The sequence below is a fragment of the Thalassobium sp. R2A62 genome (genome assembly GCF_000161835.1).
Classification (GTDB): Bacteria; Pseudomonadota; Alphaproteobacteria; order Rhodobacterales; family Rhodobacteraceae; genus Thalassobium.
Window position 1 is genome coordinate 2,879,042 of the sequence record NZ_GG697169.2, and the last position, 21,900, is coordinate 2,900,941.

The window sequence follows — 21,900 nt, forward strand, 5'->3', positions numbered from 1 at the left end:
GCACCATTCCTCCGGTAAGGGAATGACTGCGGGTTTTTCGTGCTGTTGGAATGACAACTGCACGAAGCTTAGGGCCTTTGGCAGACCGAGACGTCGCCGCATGGACGCATGCGACGGAAATTTGAAACCGCAGACCGACAGGTCCGCAACACATGTGTAGGAACGGGGAAAACGCCCAATGCCAACGATCCAGCAGCTGATCCGCAAGCCGCGTCAGCCAAAACGTAAGATTTCTAAATCTCAGCACCTCGAGCAGTGCCCGCAGAAACGTGGTGTATGTACTCGTGTTTATACAACAACACCTAAGAAGCCGAACTCGGCAATGCGTAAGGTTGCCAAAGTGCGCCTGACGAATGGCTTTGAGGTCATCAGCTACATCCCAGGTGAAAGCCACAACCTTCAGGAGCACTCTGTGGTTCTGATCCGTGGCGGTCGTGTAAAAGACCTTCCCGGTGTGCGTTACCACATCCTTCGCGGTGTTCTGGATACCCAGGGCGTCAAAGACCGTAAGCAGCGCCGTTCGAAGTACGGCGCCAAGCGTCCTAAGTAAGAGGAATAAGATATGTCCCGCCGCCACGCCGCTGAAAAACGCGAGATTCTGCCAGACGCAAAGTTTGGTGACCGCGTTCTCTCTAAGTTTATGAACAACCTGATGATCGACGGCAAAAAATCCGCCGCCGAACGCATCGTTTACAACGCATTCGACCGCGTTGAAGACAAGTTGAAGAAAGCACCTGTCGAAGTGTTCCACGAAGCACTCGACAACATCAAACCTTCCGTCGAAGTTCGTTCGCGCCGCGTCGGTGGTGCGACATACCAGGTGCCTGTCGAAGTTCGCCCCGAGCGCCGCGAAGCTCTGGCGATCCGCTGGCTGATCAAAGCCGCACGCGCACGCAACGAAAACACCATGGAAGAGCGTCTGGCTGGTGAGCTGGTCGATGCTGTCAATGGTCGCGGCACTGCCGTCAAAAAGCGTGAAGACACTCACAAGATGGCCGATGCGAACAAAGCATTCAGCCACTACCGCTGGTAAAAGGGAAGCACCAAAATGGCACGCGAATATCCCCTCGAACTGTACCGCAACTTTGGTATCATGGCGCACATCGATGCAGGTAAAACTACCTGTTCCGAGCGTATCCTGTACTATACTGGCAAAGAGCATAACATCGGAGAAGTGCACGATGGTGCAGCTACCATGGACCACATGGAGCAAGAGCAAGAGCGCGGCATTACTATTACGTCGGCTGCGACGACCACATTTTGGGAACGTACAGAAGACGGTTCGACTGCTGATAGCCCCAAGCACCGCTTGAACATCATCGACACCCCTGGCCACGTTGACTTCACTATTGAAGTTGAGCGTTCGCTGGCGGTTCTCGATGGTGCTGTTTGTGTTCTCGACGCCAACGCTGGTGTTGAGCCTCAGACAGAGACTGTTTGGCGTCAGGCTGACCGCTACAAAGTTCCGCGCATGGTTTTCGTCAACAAGATGGACAAAATCGGCGCTGACTTTTTCAACTGTGTTGAGATGGTTGAAGACCGTACCGGCACTAGTGCTATTCCAATCGCATTTCCAATTGGCGCCGAAACCGAGCTTGAGGGCATGGTTGATCTCGTCACTATGGAAGAGTGGCTGTGGGAGGGTGAAGACCTCGGCGCGTCTTGGGTCAAAGCACCGATCCGCGATGAACTGAAAGATCTCGCTGACACATGGCGTGCCAAGCTTGTCGAAGCTGCTGTTGAGCAAGACGACGAAGCGATGATGGAGTATCTGGAAGGCAACGAGCCTGACATCGCTACTCTGCGTAAATTGATCCGCAAGGGCACATTGGACATGGCATTCGTGCCGGTTCTGGGTGGCTCTGCGTTCAAAAACAAAGGTGTTCAGCCGCTGCTTAACGCTGTTGTCGACTATCTGCCGAGCCCGCTCGACGTTGTCGACTACATGGGCTTTAAGCCGGGCGACGAGGAAGAAGTTCGTGACATCGCACGCCGTGCGGATGACGAAATGCCATTCTCGGCGTTGGCGTTCAAAATCTGGAACGACCCCTTTGTTGGCTCGCTGACATTTACACGCATCTATTCCGGCAAGCTGGAAAAGGGCGACACATTCTTGAACTCGACTAAGGGTAAAAAAGAGCGTGTTGGCCGTATGATGATCATGCACTCCAACGACCGTGACGAAATCGCAGAAGCATTCGCTGGCGACATCATCGCGCTTGGTGGTCTGAAAGACACCACAACTGGTGACACTTTGTGTGCGGTTAGCGATCCTGTTGTCCTCGAAACAATGACGTTCCCTGATCCTGTGATTGAGATCGCCGTTGAGCCAAAAACAAAGGGTGACCAAGAGAAGATGGGCCTCGCGCTCCAGCGTCTCTCGGCCGAAGACCCCTCTTTCCGCGTGGAAACTGACATCGAATCTGGTCAGACCATCATGAAGGGCATGGGCGAACTTCACCTCGACATTCTTGTTGATCGCATGAAGCGTGAATTCAAGGTTGAGGCGAACATCGGTGCGCCACAGGTTGCCTATCGTGAAACCATCTCGCGCGAAGCCGAGATTGTCTACACCCACAAGAAACAGTCGGGTGGTTCGGGTCAGTTTGCTGAGGTCAAGATGATCCTCATGCCGACAGAGCCAGGCGAAGGTTACTCGTTCGAAAGCCGCGTTGTTGGTGGTTCGGTGCCTAAGGAATACATACCAGGTGTTGAAAAAGGCATCAACTCGGTCATGGACTCTGGTCCGTTGGCTGGCTTCCCTGTCATCGACTTCAAGGTGGCCTTGATCGAAGGTAAATTCCACGACGTGGACTCTTCGGTTCTGGCTTTTGAAATCGCGGCACGTATGGGTATGCGCGAAGGCATGAAGAAAGCCGGCGCGAAATTGCTCGAGCCTGTGATGAAAGTCGAAGTGATCACACCAGAAGAATACACTGGTGGCATCATTGGCGATCTGACATCGCGCCGTGGCCAGGTCTCTGGTCAGGAACCACGTGGCAACACAATCGCGATCGACGCATTTGTGCCTCTGGCGAACATGTTTGGCTACATCAACACATTGCGCTCCATGTCTTCGGGCCGTGCGCAGTTTACGATGCAGTTCGACCACTACGAGCCAGTGCCAAGCAACATCTCGGACGAAATTCAGGCGAAATTCGCTTGATCTGAAACATCGGGGGCGGGCGACCCGTCCCCAACAAACTAATAAGGAGCCTCACCATGGGTAAGGAAAAGTTTGAACGTAATAAGCCGCACGTCAACATCGGCACGATTGGCCACGTTGACCACGGCAAAACGACTTTGACAGCTGCGATCACCAAGTATTTTGGTGACTTCCAGGCGTATGACCAGATTGACGGCGCGCCAGAAGAAAAAGCACGTGGTATCACGATTTCGACTGCACACGTTGAGTACGAGACAGAGTCCCGTCACTACGCGCACGTCGACTGCCCGGGCCACGCTGACTACGTCAAGAACATGATCACTGGTGCTGCTCAGATGGACGGCGCGATCTTGGTTGTGAACGCTGCTGATGGCCCGATGCCACAGACGCGCGAGCACATCCTGTTGGGCCGCCAGGTTGGTATCCCGAAGATGGTCGTTTACATGAACAAAGTTGACCAGGTTGACGACGAAGAGCTGCTGGAACTCGTTGAGATGGAAATCCGCGAGCTGCTGTCTTCGTATGACTACCCAGGCGACGACATTCCTGTGATCCCAGGTTCGGCTTTGGCTGCGATGGAAGGCAACACACCAGAGATTGGTGAAGAGTCGATCAAGAAGCTGATGGCTGCTGTTGACGAGTACATCCCGACACCAGAGCGTGCTGTTGACCAGCCGTTCCTGATGCCAATCGAGGACGTATTCTCGATCTCTGGCCGTGGTACAGTTGTAACAGGCCGCATCGAGCGTGGCGTGATCAACGTCGGCGAAGAAATCGAAATCGTTGGTATCCGTGACACATCCAAGACCACATGTACTGGTGTTGAAATGTTCCGCAAGCTGCTGGATTCCGGTGAAGCTGGCGACAACATCGGCGCACTTCTTCGCGGTGTTGACCGTGAAGGCGTTGAGCGTGGTCAGGTTCTGGTCAAGCCAGGATCCGTGACACCACACACCAAGTTCGAAGCTGAGGCCTATATCCTCACCAAAGACGAGGGCGGCCGTCACACGCCGTTCTTCGCGAACTACCGTCCACAGTTCTACTTCCGTACAACTGACGTGACTGGCACAGTTGAGCTGCCTTCGGGTACTGAGATGGTTATGCCTGGCGACAACCTGAAGTTCGAAGTTGAACTGATCGCACCGATTGCGATGGAAGAAGGTCTGCGCTTTGCGATCCGCGAAGGCGGCCGCACAGTCGGCGCTGGCGTGGTTTCCAAAATCCTCGCCTAATCGAGGGTTGCTCGGGCGGGAGCCCGAACGCGAAGCTAAAGAATAGAAAGGCCCCCGCAATTGCAGGGGCCTTTTTACGTTGTTACGAAGGAACGTCTGCTTTGAGCCCAGAGTGATATATGCTGCGCAATGCAGAAATGGCCGCTAATTGCGTTTAACTGCCGTTGAAGTGCTGACGTTTGCAGTCTTTTAATTGTTCCACGTCCTTAACCTAATGTGGCTTTGCGTATCAGCAACATCTGGCATAGCGCGGACCTGATCCAGCACGGCGTCTAGTCGTGCGAGTGAGGCGCATCGCAATTCGATGACCAGATCAAACGTCCCGCTTAAGGTTGAGACCTTGGAGACCTCTTCGAGGCGATGCAGAGAGGCTTTGACGACTGTGTCATCATCGGCTTTCAGGTGTATTAGGGCGAACGCGCTGATTTGGTTGTCTTTCTCACCGCTTCCGACCTCGATCGTGAATTTCTCGATCACGCGCAAGCGCATCAATTTATCAATGCGGTTTTGGATCGTGCCGCGTGAAACAGACAAGGCCCGCGCCAAATCTGCCGCCGAAGCGCGCGCGTCGCGCGTGAGGAGGAGGAGCAATCTTTTGTCTATGTCGTCCATAAGGACCATTCTTTCGTTGAATTTGACGAATAGTCATAATTTTCCCGAATAGGAAGACAAATTAGTGTTTTGTTTAGCGCCACGCCCGCCGACATTTGTTCAAACGAGTCGGTAAGAGGAGCGGCAAGCAATGCCTGCAACGAAAACAAATACAACCTATTCAGAATTTTTGGCGGCGTGCCAATTGAGTGAATCGCTTGATGATACGGGTAGTTTAGACGTCACAACGCCTGTCGATGGCAGCGTTGTCGCGACACTTAAAGAACACACGCCAAAGGATGCGAAAGCTGTCATTTCACGATCTGCTGCTGCGTTCCACAAATGGCGATTGGTGCCTGCGCCACGCCGCGGTGAATTGGTGCGCTTGCTGGGCGAAGAATTGCGCCGCGAGAAGGATAACCTTGGCCGTCTGGTCACGTTAGAGTGCGGTAAGATCGTTCAAGAAGGCTTGGGCGAAGTTCAGGAAATGATCGACATTTGTGATTTCGCTGTCGGCCTGTCCCGGCAGCTTTACGGCTTGACTATTGCGTCGGAACGTCCCGGGCATGCGATGCGCGAAACGTGGCATCCGATGGGACCTGTTGGGGTGATCACCGCCTTTAACTTTCCTGTGGCTCCGTGGTGCTGGAATGCGGCTTTGGCCTTAGTGTGTGGCGATCCAGTGATCTGGAAGCCGTCCGAGAAAACGCCGCTTACAGCGTTGGCAGTGCAGGTCATCTGTGACCGCGTGACAAAGGCGTTCGGTGATGACGCGCCTGATGGTTTGATCCAAGTGTTGATAGGTCAACGTGATCTTGGTGAAGCCCTGACCGCCGCACCAGAAGTCGCACTTATTTCCGCAACGGGGTCTGTGCCAATGGGGCGCGCTGTTGCCAATGACATGTCCAAACGTTTGGGGCGTACCATCCTTGAACTTGGCGGCAACAATGCGATGATTGTGGCCCCCTCTGCTGATCTGGAAATGGCGTTGCGCGCTATCGTTTTCTCTGCCGTTGGAACTGCTGGTCAGCGCTGTACCACGCTGCGCCGCCTGATCGTGCACGAGGACATTTATGACACGTTGATGTCGAAATTGATAAAGGCATACTCGGGTTTGCCGATTGGTGACCCGCTGACCGATGGGTCCTTGGTTGGCCCCTTGATCGATACCGCCGCGATGGATGCCATGGCGCGCGGTTTGATCCAAGCCAAGGATCAGGGCGGCGTTGTGCATGGCGGCGGGCAGGCGCTTGAAGGGGATTTCCCCGGCGCGGCTTACGTCCACCCTGCCATTGTCGAAATGCCATCGCAAACCGCGATCATGCATCACGAGACATTCGCACCAATTCTTTATGTCGTGAAATACAAACGGCTGGAGCATGCGATCGTCATTCAGAACGAAGTGCCTCAGGGACTCAGCTCGTGCATCTTTTCAACGGATGTCCGCGAGACCGAGTTTTTCTTGTCAGCAGCAGGATCCGATTGCGGGATTGCTAACGTCAACATCGGCCCCTCTGGCGCTGAAATTGGGGGGGCGTTTGGCGGCGAAAAGGAAACCGGCGGCGGACGCGAAAGCGGCTCTGACGCGTGGAAAGCCTACATGCGTCGGCAGACCAACACCGTGAACTACTCGCGCGAGCTACCGCTTGCGCAGGGCATCAAATTCGACATTTAGGATTAAAAATATGAAAAACATCGCAGTCCTCGGTCTGGGTAAGATCGGCCGTCTGGCAGCAGAATTGCTGCACAATTCCGGCTTCACAGTTACGGGCATCGACAAAGAAGCCCCGAAGGGTGATCTGCCCTTTGCATTTAAGACGTTGGATTTGTCATCGGCAACTGACGTCGTTGAAGAGTTTGGCAAACAAGACGCTGTTCTGTCTTGCCTGCCGTTCCAGTTGAACATCGCACTGGCGCAAGCCGCTCATGATGCAGGTGTGCATTATTTTGATCTGACCGAAGATGTGCCCACGACAAACGCGATCATCGAGATGAGCAAAACCGCCAAAAGCCTGATGGCTCCGCAATGTGGTTTGGCCCCCGGTTTCATCGGAATTGTGGGCGCAAATCTGATTTCCCAGTTTGATGATTGCAGGGTCTGTAAGATGCGCGTTGGAGCGTTGCCACAGCATCCGACCGGATTGATGGGCTATGCATTCAACTGGTCCCCAGAGGGAGTGGTCAACGAATATCTGAACGACTGTGAGGTCCTTGAGAACGGCGAGCGCAAGTGGGTGTCCCCGATGGAATGGGTCGAAGACGTCTACATCGATGGCATGAAACTGGAGGCGTTCACCACGTCGGGTGGTTTGGGAACGATGTGCGAGACATATCAGGGCAGCGTCGCAAATATTGACTATAAGACAATGCGTTACCCTGGCCATGTGCAGCAGATGAATTTCTTCTTCCATGAACTTCTGATGCGGGACCGTCGTGAAGAAGCGGGCGAGATTTTGATCAACGCAAAACCACCTGTCCAAGACGATGTAGTCTATGTGCATGCTAGTGCCGAAGGCCATATCAATGGTCGTCTAGAACGTCGCGAATTTGTGCGCGGCTTTCGCCCCATTGAGGTCGCAGGCCAACAGCGGACGGCGATTGCGTGGACAACTGCGGGGTCCGTCGTCGCGATCATTGAAATGGTCCGCGATGGAAAACTGCCCAATTCCGGTTTCCTCAAGCAAGAAGACATCTCGCTGGATGACTTCCTCGCGATGCCAACTGGTTCGCTTTATGCGGGCTAACGGGCACAAATCATACCTGAACGTCGAAGGATCGCACAAATCCTTCGGCGCGCTTGAAGTGATAAAAGGAGTCAGCTTTGACGCTGATGAACATGAGGTTGTTTCGCTGTTAGGAGCGTCAGGGTCGGGCAAGTCTACGATCCTACGGTGTATCAATCTGCTTGAGACTCCGACGCGCGGTGAAATATTCATCGACGGCGAAAAGTTACCCTTAAAGCAGAGCAAGAATGGCATGGTGGTCAGCGACCTCCGTGCGTTGTGCGTCATTCGTGCGCGCCTTGGAATGGTGTTCCAGCAATTCAATCTTTGGGCGCATATGACCGTTTTACAAAACGTGATTGAAGGACCTGTTCAGATCTTGGGCTTGTCAAAAGACCAAGCCATAGCCAGGGCTGAAGCCCTTTTGGATCGTGTCGGAATTGCCGGCAAAAAAGACAACTACCCGAGCCAACTTTCAGGTGGTCAGCAGCAACGTGTTGCCATTGCCCGCACCTTGGCGATGGATCCCAAAATTTTGCTGTTTGATGAGCCAACCTCAGCGCTGGACCCAGAGATGGTTGGTGAGGTTCTTAGCGTCATGAAGGACCTCGCAGCCGAAGGGCGAACGATGGTCGTCGTTACTCACGAGATGGGGTTCGCGCGCGAGGTTTCAGACAAAGTCATTTTTCTGCACCAAGGAAGGATCGCAGAAGAAGGCACTCCGGACGTTATTTTCGGCATGCCAAAAACAGCCGAGTGCCAGCAGTTTCTGACCAAGGTTCTTTAAACTTTAAGGCAGAGAAGAAATGAAAAAGACACTTATTGGTGCCAGTCTTGCCGTTGTGGCAATGACAACAACAGCACAGGCGCAAGACGTTCTGCGGATTGCAACAGAAGGCGCATATCCTCCGTTCAACAATGTCACATCTGACGGGGAACTTGTCGGCTTTGATGTCGATATCGCAAAGGCGCTTTGTGTCGCGATGGACCGCGAATGCGAAATTGTTGCCCAAGATTGGGATGGCATCATTCCTGGCCTCGTGAACAACAAATACGATGCTATTATCGCGTCGATGTCCATCACTGAGGAGCGTCTGGAGGCGATCAACTTCACTGCGCCTTACTATTCGAATTACCTGAGCGTTTTGGGCAAAGAAGGGTCAGATCTGACACGTGAAGGTTTGGGCGATGTGGCCATCGGCGCGCAACGTTCGACGGTCGGTTGGCAATGGACTGAGGATCAGTTCGGCAGCCGCGCAGACGTGCGTCTTTATGACACCAACCCTGCTGCTGTTTCCGACCTGGAAGCTGGTCGTATCGAAGCCATCGTCATGGACTTCCTGCCAGCCGCCGAAGTGCTGAACACTACTAGCGGTCTTGGTTACATCGACGAGAAAATCGACATCAACGACCAGATCGGCATCGGTATCCGAAAGGGTGATGATGAACTGACCAATGCATTCAACGCGGCCCTCGAGACGATCCGCGCGGACGGCACATACGAAGCTATTAGTGACGCATACTTTGGCACTGACATTTATTAAAGACATGGTGCGCCCGATGTTATCAATGTCGGGCGTACCGCTGGTATTCGTATGGAAACAATGAATTCATTCCTTGGCCCTTTGGCCTTTGGCAGCACCGGATGGGGCGATGATCTTTTGCGGGGTGCGTGGATTACGATCACGCTCGCGTTGTGGTCAATGACGCTTGGTTTGGTCATGGGCCTTGGTTTGGCAGCCCTCAAGCTGTCACGCTTTGTGCTGCTACGCTGGTTTGCCGAAGGCTACACACTTTTCATTCGTGGGATGCCGGAATTTTTGATCTTACTGATTGTTTTTTTCGGGTCCGATCAGTTGATCAACGCATTGCTTAACGCTTTTGGTAGCGACGCCCGTGCCGAGGTTCCCAAGTTTGTCGCCGCTGTTGCAGGGCTGTCCGCAATTTTTGCCGCATACGCCTGCGAGATTTTTCGCGGCGCTTATCTTGCGGTGCCTGCAGGCCAGATTGAAGCGGCGCAAGCGGTTGGTCTGTCCGTGGGAAAAGTGTTTCGCCGCGTGCGTTTCCCGCAGATGTGGCGCTATGCGATCCCGGGGCTTGGTAATCTTTGGATGGTTGTTCTCAAAGACACCTCTTTGGCAGCGGTAATTGCGTTGGACGAACTGTTGCGCATTTCAAAACTTGGAGGCGAAACCGAGGGACGCCAATTGACGTTTTTTGCCGCGGCAGGCGCGCTTTACTTGATGATGACGCTGCTGTCCGACTTAGGCCGTGCTTGGGCCGAGCAGCGTTCGCGCCGTGGTATTGCAGGAACATAAACCGATGTACAAAGATTTAAAATTTTCAGTCTCCGATGGTGTGTGTGCCGGGCTCTCACCTGTCTCTGGTGCATTGTTTGAAAGGTTTTGCCCGCGATTTATTGATGGGTTGGCCGTTACAATCGAACTGTTGGTCCTGTCTTCAATCTTAGGGTTTCTGCTGGCCGTGAGCCTTGTGCTTGGGCGCATGTCGGGTAATGCTGTGCTATCGTGGCCCTCAAACGTTCTTGTATATTGTTTTCGCGGCACGCCATTGCTGGTGCAGCTTTGGATCGTCTATTTCGGGATCGGCAGTTTTGGTGCTGACGGTTTGGGGCCCCTTTGGGTGTTCTTCAAAAATCCTTGGGCTGTCGGGTTGTTGGTGCTCGTCCTGAACACCAGCGCCTATGTATCCGAGATTTTGCGTGGTGGCCTTGTTAACGTGGACAAAGGGCAAATGGAGGCGGCGCAATCCATCGGGATGTCATGGCTGACGGCCATGCGCCGCATCATGTTGCCGCAAGCCATTCGGATCGCATGGCCTGCTTACGGCAATGAACTGGTTTTATTGATGAAGGGGAGTGCGTTGATATCGACGATCACAGTCCTTGATCTTATGGGGCAAACGCGCACCGTATTTGCCCGCAATTTCGACCTGAACACATATCTATATGCCGCCGTTTTCTACCTGATCCTTGCTGGGATTATAACTGTGTTCGTCTCGGCCGTGCAGCGCAACTTCTCAAAATCAAGGCTATCCTAATGACATTTCAAAAGGCCTATCGCATCGCTAATATGGCGATATCCGAAATTGTTCAATTGTCCGAATCTGCGACGGCGAAGCGTGCAGCGGGCGAGGATGTGCTGTCGCTTGGCACCGGCGAGCCTGATTTCCCAACGCCCCCACATGTGATCGTAGCGGCGCATAAGGCGATCCTCGCGGGAGATACGCGGTATCCACCAACCGCAGGCAAACCCGCGCTACGGGCTGCGATTGCACAGAATGCTCAGGGCGATTTGCAGCCAGAAAACGTGATCGTTTCGACAGGTGCAAAGCAGGTGATCGCGAATGCCTTAGCCGCCAGCCTGAACGACGGCGACGAGGTCATTATGCCTGCGCCGTTCTGGACCAGCTACCAAGACGCGGTTGGTCTCTTTGGTGGCAAACCAGTCATCATCCCCACCAGCGAAACTGCGCGATTTAAGCTGACACCTGCGCAGCTAGAGACCGCGATTACGCCAAAGACAAAATGGCTATTGCTCAACTCGCCATCCAACCCCAGCGGGATGATTTATACCCCGCAAGAACTGACGGCATTGGGGGACGTTTTGCTGCGTTACCCCAATGTATGGGTCATGGCTGACGAGATTTATGAACATATTCGCTTTGTCCCGTTTACGTCGTTCACGCAGGCGGTCCCTGATCTGAAACACCGCACCCTAATTGTGAATGGCGTGTCCAAAGCGCATGCGATGACGGGCTGGCGTCTTGGCTGGGGGCTTGGGCCGACAGCCCTAATTAGAGCCATGACAACCGTGCAAGGTCAGGTGACCTCGGGTGCGTCTTCGGTCAGTCAGGCGGCAGCATTGGCCGCGCTCACCGGTCCCCAAGATTATCTGGCGACACGGTGTGCACAATTTCAAAAACGCCGCGATAAACTTTGGACTGAGGTGAACGCAATCGATGGTCTTTCGGCGCTTTTGCCCGATGGTGCGTTCTATCTGTTCCCGTCGTGTATGGACCTTTTGGGCGCTGAGACACCGGACGGCACATTGATCGAAACAGATGCGGATTTCTGCGCCCATGTTTTGCAATCAAGTGGCCTTGTGTTGGTGCCGGGCCGAGCCTTTGGTGCGCCTGGTTTTTTCCGCATGTCCTTTGCCTATTCCGTTTCCGAACTGGGCGATGCGATGACGCGTCTGACACGTGCCGTAATTTTGTTGAAATCGAAAGTCTAAAAACCATGTCTGACTTTGTACGCTCCGATGATATCCGCTCTGCCTTTTCTGCCGCAATGTCGACGATGTATCGCGCCGAGGTTCCTGCCTATTCCAATCTTCTTGACATTGTAAATGGCGTCAATGAGGTCGTTTTATCGAGCTCCCGCGCCGCAGACCTGCGCATCAACCCAGACGAAGATTTGCAGCGTATCTCAGACGAACGCCACGGCGCGATCAGGGTCGGGACCGCCGACGAATTGTCGATGATCTGTCGTATTTTTGCGGTGATGGGGATGTTCCCAGTCAGCTATTACGACCTGAGCACTGCGGGCATCCCAGTCCATGCGACGGCGTTCCGGCCAATTGGGCATGACGCCTTGGCGCACAATCCGTTTCGTGTCTTCACGTCATTGCTGCGGCTCGAATTGATTGAAGACGACGCCCTCAGGGCTATCGCAGAAAACACATTGTCCAAACGCAACATTTTTACGGACCGCGCCGTTGCATTGACGAAACAAGCAGAAGAGGCTGGTGGCCTGAACGACGCTGATACGGCCGATTTCATCAAAGAGGTACTTGAAACATTCCGCTGGGCCGAAGATGCCATTGTGACCGCGGATGTCTATCAAACACTACACGACGCCCACCGGTTGATCGCAGATGTCGTGGGTTTTCAGGGGCCACACATCAATCATTTGACGCCACGCACGCTCGATATTGATGCGGCTCAACAAGGGATGATCGATTATGGCCTCTCGACAAAAGCGATAGTGGAAGGCCCGCCCAAACGGGCATGTCCGATCTTATTGCGGCAAACCAGTTTCAAAGCATTGGAAGAAAAAGTGCGTTTTGTGGGTGCGCAGAATGCTGGCAACCACACCGCCAGGTTTGGCGAGATTGAGGAACGCGGCGTTGCCTTAACGCCAAAAGGTCGTGCACTTTATGATCGGCTGCTGGCCGAAACACGTGCCAAGATTTTACCAAACCCCGATGGTAGCAACAGCATGGACTATATCGCCGAGCTCAACAAAACCTTCGCGGCCTTCCCTGATGATTGGCGTGACCTGCATGACGATGGCCTTGCATATTTCCGTTACAATGCTGTGGGTGGTACGTCTGGTGATCTTGCAGACATGTTGGATCGCGGCACAGTTGAGATTTCACCAATTATCTACGAAGATTTTTTGCCTGTCAGTGCCGCTGGAATTTTTCAATCGAATCTCGGGGATGAAACGTCAAAAGCGCAAATGACTCAATCCAGTCGCATGCAATTTGTCGCCGCTTTGGGTGCGGAACCTGCAGATGAATTTAGCATGTACCAAGCGATTCAAGACCAGTCGTTACAACACGCCTTGGGCCAGGCGGTATGACGCGTTTCGTTGATCTAAAATCCGCGCTACCGGACATGGACGTGCTTGAAGCTCCCGCAGACACCGCCCGTTTTGTCGCGGGTGTTAGGGGGGAAACGGGCAAGGCCCTTGCGGTTTTGCGTCCACGGACGACATCACAGTTGCTTACCGCCATTCAAGCCCTCAAGATTTTGGATATTTTCTACATGCCGCAAGGGGCCAACACTGGACTGGTTGGCGCTTCGATACCTGATGAAACTGGAACACAAGTTGTCATCAGTTTTGATCGCATGAAAGAGGTCTTCGACGTAGATATTGAGAACCGTTCCTTGCGCATATCTGCCGGTTTCCACCTGTCTGAGGTTAATGAACGCCTGAGCGAACACGGATTGCACTTTCCGATTGATCTCGGCTCGGACCCCCAAATTGGCGGAATGATTGCAACAAACACGGGCGGCGGTCGTTTTTTACGTTACGGTGATGTGCGGCGTCATGTGTTGGGGCTCGATATTGTGACAGACGTGGGTGAGCTTGCCCAGCTTGGTGGTCCGGTGCGTAAGGCTAACATCGGGACCGATTGGAAACAACTGGCCATAGGCAGCGGTGCTGACTTTGGAATCATCACGCAAGCCGTGCTCAATCTTGAACCGATTACGAGACAGCAATCAGCGGCGCTTGTCGTGCCTCCAAACGATGCGGCTATTTTCCCGTTGCTTCAAGCGCTTGAACAGATGGCGGGGCCAATGCTGTCGGCATTTGAATTCATGTCACAAAACGCGATGAACGCCGCCTTTGACCACGTGCCATCCCTGCGCAATCCGTTTGCGGGTGGCACCGTGCCGCAGATTGCACTTTTGATCGAACTGACACGCCCCAATCAGCCCGTGCCTTGGGAAACCGATTTGGACGACGTATTGCAACAAATGCTGATGACCATGTGGGAGAACGGTGACGTTGCCATCGAAGACGCGCTTTTTGGTCGGCCAGACGATATGTGGGCGCTGCGCCATGCGCTTTCCGAAGGTGTGCGCACGGCAGGTAAACTCTACGCGTTCGATCTGGGATTTCGCCGGCCAGACGTGTTGGCGTTCAGGCAGGCGATTCAAAATGAACTGCCGGACTTCGCCCCTGGGGTCACGATTTGCGATTTTGGCCATGTGGGTGACGGAGGGCTACATTTTAATCTTGTTGGCAGCAATGAAACCCATTCAGACCAATTTGAACAAGTCCTTAGAGATTGGGTTGTTGAGCAAGCTGTCGAACGCTTTGGCGCGTCATTCAGCGCGGAACATGGTATTGGACCGAAGAACATACGTTATTTTGAAAAGTACTCACCTAAGCGGCCATTTTAACCAATATTAAAAAGGTATCAGAAAAAATGTGTCGTAAAGCGCTGAAAGCAGACCTTCACTCATGGATGCCAAATGGCAGCAAAGTCCGCATTGCGGAACAACACTCGTTTTTGGTCAGCTGCATTTGGTGCACACCAACCTCTTGACCCATACCGCGACTCCCCCTATACGCGCGCTATCCGACAGGGGTGCGCCATGCGTGCCCTTTTTATGTTGGAGTATATGACGCGACGAGGGTGCCGGATGAGCCGCCATCTTCCTCTCCGTTAAGACCCTAAAGACAAAGGGTGATGACATGGCAGCTAGCCAAAACATTCGCATCCGTCTCAAGGCCTTCGATTACCGTGTTCTGGATTCCAGTGCACAGGAAATCGTGAACACAGCCAAGCGCACAGGCGCTTCGGTTCGTGGCCCGATCCCGATGCCAAACAAGATCGAAAAGTTCACGGTTCTCCGTGGCCCGCACGTCGACAAGAAATCCCGCGACCAGTTCGAGATTCGTACGCACAAGCGGATGCTCGACATCGTAGATCCAACTCCACAGACTGTAGACGCGCTGATGAAGCTCGACCTCGCAGCTGGCGTTGCTGTCGACATCAAAGTGATGGGAGCTTAACCCATGTTGCGCTCTGGTATCATTGCAAAGAAGGTCGGGATGACCCGCATCTTCCAAGAAGACGGCAAGCAGATTCCTGTAACCGTTCTTCAACTCGACAAGCTTCAGGTTGTTGCACAGCGCACCCAGGAAACTGATGGCTACACAGCTGTTCAGTTGGGTGCAGGCACAGCCAAAGTTAAGCGCGTATCCCAAGCGATGCGCGGTCACTTTGCTGCAGCAAAGGTTGAGCCTAAGCGTCGCGTCGCGGAATTCCGCGTTGCCGCTGAGAACCTCATCAATGTTGGCGAAGAGATCACCGCAAACCATTACTTCGAAGGCCAGTTCGTAGACGTATCTGGCACGTCGATCGGTAAAGGTTTCCAAGGTGCGATGAAGCGTCACAACTTTGGCGGTTTGCGTGCGACACACGGTGTTTCGATTTCGCACCGTTCGCACGGTTCGACTGGTCAGTGTCAGGATCCCGGTAAGGTTTTCAAAGGCAAGAAAATGGCTGGTCACATGGGTGCGGCGAAAGTCACCACTCAGAACCTTCAGGTTGTTAAGACAGATGCCGGCCGTGGCTTGATCATGGTCAAAGGCGCTGTTCCTGGCTCCAAAGGTGGCTGGGTCACAGTCAAGGATGCGGTTAAGAAGCCTATCCCTGAGAACGTGATCTATCCTGCCGCTCTGAAATCCACCGCTGAAGAAGCTGAAAAGCTGGCCGCAGCAGCAGCCGCAGAAGCCGCAGCTGAAGAAGCAGCAGCAGCAGAAGCCGCCGCCGCAGAAGCAGCAGCAGCAGAAGCCGACGCAATGGCCGAAGCAGAAGCATCCATCGCAGCCGATGCGGCTGAGGGTGATGATGCTCCAGCAGCTGAAGGGGACAAGACCGATGAAAGCTGATGCAATCAAAATGGACGGCGGCAAAGCCGGTTCCGTCGATCTGGACGAGGCAATCTTTGGTCTCGAGCCACGTATCGACATCCTGCACCGCGTCGTTCGCTGGCAGCGCAACAATGCGCAAGCTGGCACACACAAAGTGAAGACACGTTCGGAAGTCAAATATTCGACCAAGAAGATCTATCGCCAAAAGGGCACTGGTGGCGCACGTCACGGCGCGCGTTCGGCTCCGATCTTCCGCGGTGGTGGTGTCTACAAGGGCCCAACCGTACGGTCGCATGGCCACGAGCTGACTAAAAAGTTCCGCAAGCTAGGTCTGCGTCACGCGCTGTCCGCCAAAGCAACTGCGGGCGAATTGGTCATCATCGATGTGGCTGATCTCAAGGACGCTAAAACATCCGCGTTGGCAAAACAGGTCAAAGATCTGGGTTGGAAGCGCGCGTTGATCATCGACGGTGCAGAGGTAAACGAAAACTTTGCCGTTGCAGCGCGCAATATCGACACTGTTGATATTCTGCCGTCGATGGGCGCCAACGTTTATGACATCCTCAAGTCGGACACTCTTGTTCTGACCAAAGCGGGTGTCGAAGCACTGGAGGCTCGTTTGAAATGAGCGATAAAGCAGCACTCTATGACGTGATCCGCAAGCCGATCATAACTGAGAAAGCAACGATGGCTTCTGAAGCCAACGCGGTTGTGTTCGAAGTGCATATCGACAGCAACAAGCCAATGATCAAAGAAGCTGTTGAAGCTCTCTTTGGTGTTAAGGTCAAAGCGGTTAACACGACAATTACCAAAGGTAAGACCAAGCGTTTCCGCGGTCAGCCAGGTAAGCGTAAAGACGTCAAAAAAGCGTATGTGACTCTCGAAGAGGGTAACACCATTGACGTGAACACCGGTCTGTAATCCAGATTGGTTCGCAAGAGCTTGAAACCCCGTCCTTGGAAACAAGGGCGGGGTTTTTTCGTACGTCGTGTCAGCTCGTTGAATGTACCGGAAAAGCCGCATAGGCTAGCCCTATGAAACATGTTCCAAAAGATACGACTGACGATGCCCTTATTCAGGAATTTCTGAACAAGGGTGGTACGGTGACAAAAGGCAAAACCAAGCCTGCGAACGCAGAATTGGGCCTGAGCAACAACCAGTGGGGCAACAAACTGACTAAAGAAGAGAAAGCCGCGCGCGATAAGAAGTAGCGCCAGCCTCTTGGTGGTCGAACTGCCGGGTTTGATAGGGGCAATTATTAATAGGGGTTTGAGGCCTCTAATTGCCCAACATCGCTTGACCCACGCCCCCCATACACCTACACACCCCCATCTACACCGCCCCAGATTCGTCTGGGGTGTTTGTAGTTTTGAAATACGGGACCTTCGGGGCCCTACAACCATGGCGCCTTACGGGGCGTCGCCAAGCAAACGGAAGACAGATAATCATGGCATTAAAGTCGTATAAACCGACGACGCCAGGCCAACGTGGGTTGGTTCTGATTGACCGTTCGGAGCTTTGGAAAGGTCGCCCAGTTAAGGCCCTCACAGAGGGTCTGACCAAGTCGGGCGGACGGAACAATACCGGACGGATCACTATGCGTCGCAAAGGTGGTGGTGCAAAGCGCCTCTACCGTATCGTCGATTTCAAGCGCAACAAATTGGACGTTTCGGCGACCATCACACGCATTGAATATGACCCGAACCGGACTGCATTCATCGCACTCATCCAGTATGATGATGGCGAGCAGGCATACATCCTTGCTCCACAGCGTTTGGCTGTTGGTGACAAGGTAATCGCAAGCGCCAAGGCTGACATCAAGCCAGGCAACGCGATGCCATTCTCTGGCATGCCAATCGGTACTATCATCCACAACATCGAGCTTAAGCCAGGCAAGGGCGGTCAAATCGCGCGTGCCGCCGGTACATACGCTCAGTTTGTTGGTCGTGATGGTGGCTACGCTCAGATCCGCCTCTCTTCGGGTGAACTGCGTCTCGTACGTCAGGAATGCATGGCCACCGTTGGTGCCGTGTCGAACCCTGACAACTCGAACCAGAACTTTGGTAAAGCTGGCCGCAACCGTCACAAGGGCATCCGCCCAAGTGTTCGTGGTGTTGTCATGAACCCGGTCGATCACCCGCACGGTGGTGGTGAAGGCCGGACATCGGGTGGTCGTCACCCAGTGTCCCCATGGGGTAAGCCAACCAAGGGTGCCCGCACTCGCAACAAGAACAAGGCGTCGCAAAAGCTTATTATCCGCTCGCGTCACGCCAAGAAGAAGGGGCGTTAATCTATGTCTCGTTCAGTTTGGAAAGGCCCTTTTGTGGACGCGTACGTCCTTAAGAAGGCTGAAGCGACTCGCGAAAGCGGTCGTAACGAAGTTATCAAAATCTGGTCGCGCCGCTCGACGATCTTGCCACAGTTTGTTGGCCTGACGTTCGGCGTTTACAACGGCAAGAAGCACATTCCTGTCAACGTAACAGAAGAAATGATCGGCCAAAAGTTTGGTGAGTATTCACCAACTCGGACCTACTACGGTCACGCAGCCGACAAAAAAGCGAAGCGGAAATAAGCCATGAGCAAGGATAATAATCCCCGCCGCGTGGCTGACAACGAAGCACGTTCGAAAACACGTATGCTTCGCACATCCCCGCAGAAACTGAACCTGGTTGCCGCAATGATCCGTGGCAAGAAAGTCGACAAGGCTCTGACCGACCTGACTTTCTCGCACAAGCGGATCGCGATCGACGTGAAGAAGTGTCTTCAGTCGGCAATTGCGAATGCTGAAAACAACCACAACCTTGACGTTGACGAGCTCGTCGTCGCTGAGGCGTATGTGGGTAAGAACCTGACGATGAAGCGTGGACGCCCACGGGCACGTGGTCGTTTTGGCAAGATCCTCAAGCCCTTTGCAGAGCTTACGATCGTTGTCCGTCAAGTCGAGGAGCAAGCATAATGGGTAATAAAGTCAATCCGATTGGCATGCGCCTTCAGGTTAACCGTACTTGGGACAGCCGCTGGTATGCGGATACCAAAGACTACGGTGATCTTCTTCTTGAAGACCTGCGTATGCGTGAGTTCATCAAGAAAGAGTGCCATCAGGCGGGTGTGTCCCGTGTGATCATCGAGCGTCCGCACAAAAAGTGCCGCGTGACAGTCCACACAGCACGTCCAGGCGTCATCATCGGCAAGAAAGGTGCAGACATCGAAACTCTGCGCAAAAAGCTTGCTGCGATGACAGACTCTGAGCTGCACTTGAACATCGTAGAAGTTCGCAAGCCCGAGCTGGACGCTGCCCTCGTTGGTGAGAGCATTGCACAGCAGCTCGAGCGTCGTGTGTCTTTCCGTCGCGCTATGAAGCGTGCGGTTCAGAACGCAATGCGTATGGGTGCCTTGGGCATCCGCGTGAACCTTGCTGGCCGCCTCGGCGGTGCAGAAATCGCGCGTACCGAATGGTACCGTGAAGGTCGCGTTCCGCTGCACACACTGCGTGCTGACATCGATTACGCACACGTCGAAGCACTGACTGCTTATGGTATCATCGGGATCAAGACTTGGATCTTCAAAGGTGAAATCATGGAGCACGACCCCGCTGCACGTGATCGTCGTCAACAAGAGATCCAAGATGGCCCAGCACCTCGCGGTGCCGGCGGTCGTCGCTAAGGAGACCTGAGATGCTACAACCAAAACGTACAAAACACCGGAAAATTCACAAAGGTCGGATCAAAGGTCAAGCAAAGGGCGGGTCTGACCTGAACTTTGGTACTTACGGCCTGAAAGCAATCGAGCCTGAGCGTGTAACAGCGCGCCAGATCGAATCTGCACGTCGTGCCATGACGCGTCACATGAAGCGTCAGGGTCGTGTATGGATCCGTATCTTCCCAGACACTCCTGTCACATCCAAGCCTGTCGAAGTTCGTATGGGTAAAGGTAAAGGTTCCGTGGATTTCTGGGCGGCGAAGGTTAAGCCAGGCCGCGTGATGTTCGAGATTGACGGCGTTGCCGAGCCAATCGCCCGCGAAGCCCTGCGCCTCGCTGCGATGAAGCTGCCGGTGAAGACCCGCACAATCGTTCGCGAAGACTGGTAAATCTGGCGCTCTATCTAGAGCTAGGACATTTCAAAGCTCCCGCTGTTCATGCAGCGGGGGCTTTTGTTTTGCGTTTAGTTTATTTCAGGACGTGTGCAAGACAGATAGAGTGGTTGGCGAGTGTACCCCTGGCACCACGTTTCTAGTAGTCTAACGTATGAGACATCACGCCCAACATCTTCGTTGATCGCTGCCCGTGCCGTGTTCGCTTCCTCGCGTGTGTGGAAGGCAACAAGAATACGGTAGCGATTGCTGGCAAAAACAATGTCCCTCGTTCGGTAGTTTTCGAGCCGCCCTAAATCCTCTTTGGCTTCTGATAGAGAGGACGCAGAGCCGGCCAAAACAACCCAGGCTCCACTAAGCGGCACCTTTCCATCTCGACCCAGTTCAATGTCTTGGGCGGCGGCAACCTCTTCTTTAACTTGGACCACCTGCTCTTCTTGGGAAGAGCTACAGTCCAGGTCGCCATCTGATAGGCAAGCGACAAGCGGACGTAATTCCTCAAGCTCTTCTTGAAGTATCACCAAGTCATCCTTTGCTTCGCCGTCATGCGAGAGTTTGACACCGAAGAATGAGTATTCAATCGAATGGTTTGTTTCCTCTAGGCCATCTTGAACGCGCTCAAAGTGCTTCCCTAACGCAGCAGGAAAGAAAAATAGTACAAAAAGTGCGGTCGCAGTAAGCCCTAAAGCGGCAGTCTTGAGAAAGAGTGCAATCGTTTCCAAAGCTGAATTCATCGGAATTGTTCCAGTCGTTCTAGTTTCTATGAAATTCATGGATCGCAGCCGACTAACTTAGGCTAGGCACTGGTCGGTCACAGCCCGCAATCGCAGTGAGCAACCTAGAGCAATGAAATTTGAAAGCCCCCGCTGTTAACGCAGCGGGGGTTTTTTCTTTGGCGTGATGCAAGGGGGTGATTTTGGCCCTTATCCTCTGGTCGGCCATATCTGTGCCATGCCCCCTTCAAAGGTGGCCCAAGTCATTGTCGCGGAATTGCCAGCGTGCCCTTCGTAAAATGACCGTCCATTGGGCAGCGGTAGCCCCGCCCAAATCCGTGCAAGATTGCGCATAAAATCGCGACGATCCAATCCGCCCTGTTGAAATTCCGCAAACCCCGCGTCCTCGAGCAGGACGAGGGCGAGCGCGTCTTGTACACCTGAAGTGAACCGCGTCTCGGGGCCAAAGCCGCGGGCGGCGGCGACACGGAGCAGGGTCGGCGGGATGAATTGATAGCGTCCGATTGCGTGGGGTTGGCCTGGTGTTTCGTCGATCCACACATAGATTTCACCTAATGTCAGATCCGTGGGCGGGCGTTTGGGCAGGACGCGCGCACCATATTGCACCGCGTCATACCCCTTGCTGCCCGCCTCGGCCTGCGCAATCAGATTGAGAAGCCGGTCAATTGGAGCCTCGCCCGTGCCAATGAGGGGTGCCTCGTCTACGACTGGGCGCGCGTCGGGCAGGGGGGCAAAAAAGCTACGCTCGGACTGGGGGGCAAAGAGGCTGGCGCGCGCAGCCTTGGCTTGGGACTGATCCAAGGGCGCGCTCGCGCTGACAAAGAGCGAGCTGAGATCGGCCAACGCAGGCGCAGCCAGACAATAGAAAATCACCACAAGAATTCGCATCATAGCCCCGCGTCCTTCTGAACTTGGGGCGAGTTTAGGGGCTAACTCTTTCAGGT

At 53.8% G+C, this 21,900-nt stretch carries 26 protein-coding genes; 23 read left to right on the plus strand and 3 right to left on the minus strand.

Annotated elements, in window-relative coordinates:
* Positions 1 to 178: 178 nt before the first annotated feature.
* Genes rpsL through tuf form a run of 4 tightly spaced genes read left to right on the plus strand, consistent with a single transcriptional unit; the run spans position 179 to position 4,398 of the window.
* On the plus strand, positions 179 to 550 hold the full coding sequence (gene rpsL, locus TR2A62_RS14335) for a 30S ribosomal protein S12 (protein ID WP_009159145.1): 372 nt from the start codon (positions 179 to 181) through the stop codon (positions 548 to 550).
* A gap of 12 nt (positions 551 to 562) precedes the next feature.
* Complete coding sequence (gene rpsG, locus TR2A62_RS14340) at positions 563 to 1,033, plus strand: 30S ribosomal protein S7 (protein ID WP_009160206.1); 471 nt, start codon at positions 563 to 565, stop codon at positions 1,031 to 1,033.
* A gap of 15 nt (positions 1,034 to 1,048) precedes the next feature.
* Positions 1,049 to 3,166 carry an elongation factor G gene (gene fusA / locus TR2A62_RS14345; RefSeq protein WP_009158912.1) on the plus strand — a complete coding sequence of 706 codons (2,118 nt, stop codon included), beginning with the start codon at positions 1,049 to 1,051 and terminating at the stop codon, positions 3,164 to 3,166.
* Between the two features lie 56 nt (positions 3,167 to 3,222).
* Complete coding sequence (tuf, locus tag TR2A62_RS14350; protein ID WP_009158100.1) at positions 3,223 to 4,398, plus strand: elongation factor Tu; 1,176 nt, start codon at positions 3,223 to 3,225, stop codon at positions 4,396 to 4,398.
* A 189-nt stretch (positions 4,399 to 4,587) separates the two neighbouring features.
* Here tuf and TR2A62_RS14355 read toward each other — a convergent pair whose 3' ends face one another.
* On the minus strand, positions 4,588 to 5,019 hold the full coding sequence (locus TR2A62_RS14355; protein WP_369699507.1) for an Lrp/AsnC family transcriptional regulator: 432 nt from the start codon (positions 5,017 to 5,019) through the stop codon (positions 4,588 to 4,590).
* Positions 5,020 to 5,140: 121 nt separating this feature from the next.
* Between TR2A62_RS14355 and TR2A62_RS14360 the strand changes: the two genes are divergently transcribed.
* The 19 genes from TR2A62_RS14360 (at position 5,141) to rplP (ending at position 20,219) form a co-directional block, all read left to right on the plus strand.
* Entirely contained in the window at positions 5,141 to 6,664 is a 1,524-nt protein-coding gene (locus TR2A62_RS14360; RefSeq protein ID WP_009159888.1) for an aldehyde dehydrogenase family protein, read from the plus strand.
* Between the two features lie 10 nt (positions 6,665 to 6,674).
* Positions 6,675 to 7,733 carry a saccharopine dehydrogenase family protein gene (locus TR2A62_RS14365; RefSeq protein WP_009159165.1) on the plus strand — a complete coding sequence of 353 codons (1,059 nt, stop codon included), beginning with the start codon at positions 6,675 to 6,677 and terminating at the stop codon, positions 7,731 to 7,733.
* The gene (locus tag TR2A62_RS14370) at positions 7,723 to 8,499 is read left to right on the plus strand and encodes an ABC transporter ATP-binding protein (protein WP_009158922.1); all 777 of its coding nucleotides are present in this window, start codon (positions 7,723 to 7,725) and stop codon (positions 8,497 to 8,499) included. Before TR2A62_RS14365 ends, TR2A62_RS14370 begins: the two co-directional genes overlap by 11 nt.
* 19 nt (positions 8,500 to 8,518) lie before the next feature.
* On the plus strand, positions 8,519 to 9,256 hold the full coding sequence (locus TR2A62_RS14375; protein WP_009157543.1) for a transporter substrate-binding domain-containing protein: 738 nt from the start codon (positions 8,519 to 8,521) through the stop codon (positions 9,254 to 9,256).
* A 60-nt stretch (positions 9,257 to 9,316) separates the two neighbouring features.
* A complete protein-coding gene (locus TR2A62_RS14380) occupies positions 9,317 to 10,030 on the plus strand; it encodes an ABC transporter permease (RefSeq protein WP_009158040.1) in 714 nt (237 codons plus the stop codon).
* Positions 10,031 to 10,034: 4 nt separating this feature from the next.
* Positions 10,035 to 10,772 carry an ABC transporter permease gene (locus TR2A62_RS14385; protein ID WP_009160695.1) on the plus strand — a complete coding sequence of 246 codons (738 nt, stop codon included), beginning with the start codon at positions 10,035 to 10,037 and terminating at the stop codon, positions 10,770 to 10,772.
* Positions 10,772 to 11,968 (plus strand): pyridoxal phosphate-dependent aminotransferase, encoded by a 1,197-nt coding sequence (locus TR2A62_RS14390; protein ID WP_009158597.1) that lies wholly within the window; start codon positions 10,772 to 10,774, stop codon positions 11,966 to 11,968. The genes TR2A62_RS14385 and TR2A62_RS14390 overlap by 1 nt, the downstream gene beginning before the upstream one ends.
* A gap of 5 nt (positions 11,969 to 11,973) precedes the next feature.
* Positions 11,974 to 13,320 (plus strand): VOC family protein, encoded by a 1,347-nt coding sequence (locus TR2A62_RS14395; RefSeq protein WP_009157510.1) that lies wholly within the window; start codon positions 11,974 to 11,976, stop codon positions 13,318 to 13,320.
* Positions 13,317 to 14,651 carry an FAD-binding oxidoreductase gene (locus TR2A62_RS14400; protein ID WP_009157530.1) on the plus strand — a complete coding sequence of 445 codons (1,335 nt, stop codon included), beginning with the start codon at positions 13,317 to 13,319 and terminating at the stop codon, positions 14,649 to 14,651. The genes TR2A62_RS14395 and TR2A62_RS14400 overlap by 4 nt, the downstream gene beginning before the upstream one ends.
* A gap of 295 nt (positions 14,652 to 14,946) precedes the next feature.
* Positions 14,947 to 15,267: a 30S ribosomal protein S10 gene (gene rpsJ / locus TR2A62_RS14405; RefSeq protein ID WP_009160391.1), complete on the plus strand. Its 321-nt coding sequence runs from the start codon at positions 14,947 to 14,949 to the stop codon at positions 15,265 to 15,267.
* Positions 15,268 to 15,270: 3 nt separating this feature from the next.
* The gene (rplC, locus tag TR2A62_RS14410) at positions 15,271 to 16,149 is read left to right on the plus strand and encodes a 50S ribosomal protein L3 (protein ID WP_009160023.1); all 879 of its coding nucleotides are present in this window, start codon (positions 15,271 to 15,273) and stop codon (positions 16,147 to 16,149) included.
* Entirely contained in the window at positions 16,139 to 16,759 is a 621-nt protein-coding gene (gene rplD, locus TR2A62_RS14415) for a 50S ribosomal protein L4 (RefSeq protein ID WP_009159031.1), read from the plus strand. The genes rplC and rplD overlap by 11 nt, the downstream gene beginning before the upstream one ends.
* On the plus strand, positions 16,756 to 17,052 hold the full coding sequence (locus tag TR2A62_RS14420; RefSeq protein ID WP_009159528.1) for a 50S ribosomal protein L23: 297 nt from the start codon (positions 16,756 to 16,758) through the stop codon (positions 17,050 to 17,052). The genes rplD and TR2A62_RS14420 overlap by 4 nt, the downstream gene beginning before the upstream one ends.
* A gap of 113 nt (positions 17,053 to 17,165) precedes the next feature.
* Positions 17,166 to 17,342, plus strand: coding sequence for a hypothetical protein (locus TR2A62_RS18840; RefSeq protein WP_009159623.1), 177 nt, complete (start codon positions 17,166 to 17,168; stop codon positions 17,340 to 17,342).
* A 236-nt stretch (positions 17,343 to 17,578) separates the two neighbouring features.
* Positions 17,579 to 18,421: a 50S ribosomal protein L2 gene (gene rplB / locus TR2A62_RS14430; protein ID WP_040820806.1), complete on the plus strand. Its 843-nt coding sequence runs from the start codon at positions 17,579 to 17,581 to the stop codon at positions 18,419 to 18,421.
* 3 nt (positions 18,422 to 18,424) lie between these two features.
* Positions 18,425 to 18,703: a 30S ribosomal protein S19 gene (gene rpsS / locus TR2A62_RS14435; RefSeq protein WP_009159096.1), complete on the plus strand. Its 279-nt coding sequence runs from the start codon at positions 18,425 to 18,427 to the stop codon at positions 18,701 to 18,703.
* 3 nt (positions 18,704 to 18,706) lie between these two features.
* Complete coding sequence (gene rplV / locus TR2A62_RS14440) at positions 18,707 to 19,087, plus strand: 50S ribosomal protein L22 (RefSeq protein WP_009159903.1); 381 nt, start codon at positions 18,707 to 18,709, stop codon at positions 19,085 to 19,087.
* A complete protein-coding gene (gene rpsC, locus TR2A62_RS14445) occupies positions 19,087 to 19,794 on the plus strand; it encodes a 30S ribosomal protein S3 (RefSeq protein WP_009159272.1) in 708 nt (235 codons plus the stop codon). The genes rplV and rpsC overlap by 1 nt, the downstream gene beginning before the upstream one ends.
* Before the next feature lie 11 nt (positions 19,795 to 19,805).
* Positions 19,806 to 20,219 carry a 50S ribosomal protein L16 gene (gene rplP, locus TR2A62_RS14450; protein WP_009160224.1) on the plus strand — a complete coding sequence of 138 codons (414 nt, stop codon included), beginning with the start codon at positions 19,806 to 19,808 and terminating at the stop codon, positions 20,217 to 20,219.
* 74 nt (positions 20,220 to 20,293) lie between these two features.
* Here rplP and TR2A62_RS14455 read toward each other — a convergent pair whose 3' ends face one another.
* Together TR2A62_RS14455 and TR2A62_RS14460 are read right to left on the minus strand one after the other, a co-directional pair.
* Positions 20,294 to 20,995: an SPOR domain-containing protein gene (locus tag TR2A62_RS14455; protein WP_150103497.1), complete on the minus strand. Its 702-nt coding sequence runs from the start codon at positions 20,993 to 20,995 to the stop codon at positions 20,294 to 20,296.
* Positions 20,996 to 21,145: 150 nt separating this feature from the next.
* Positions 21,146 to 21,847, minus strand: a complete 702-nt coding sequence (locus TR2A62_RS14460) for a hypothetical protein (protein WP_009159603.1) — start codon at positions 21,845 to 21,847, stop codon at positions 21,146 to 21,148.
* Positions 21,848 to 21,900 lie beyond the last annotated feature (53 nt).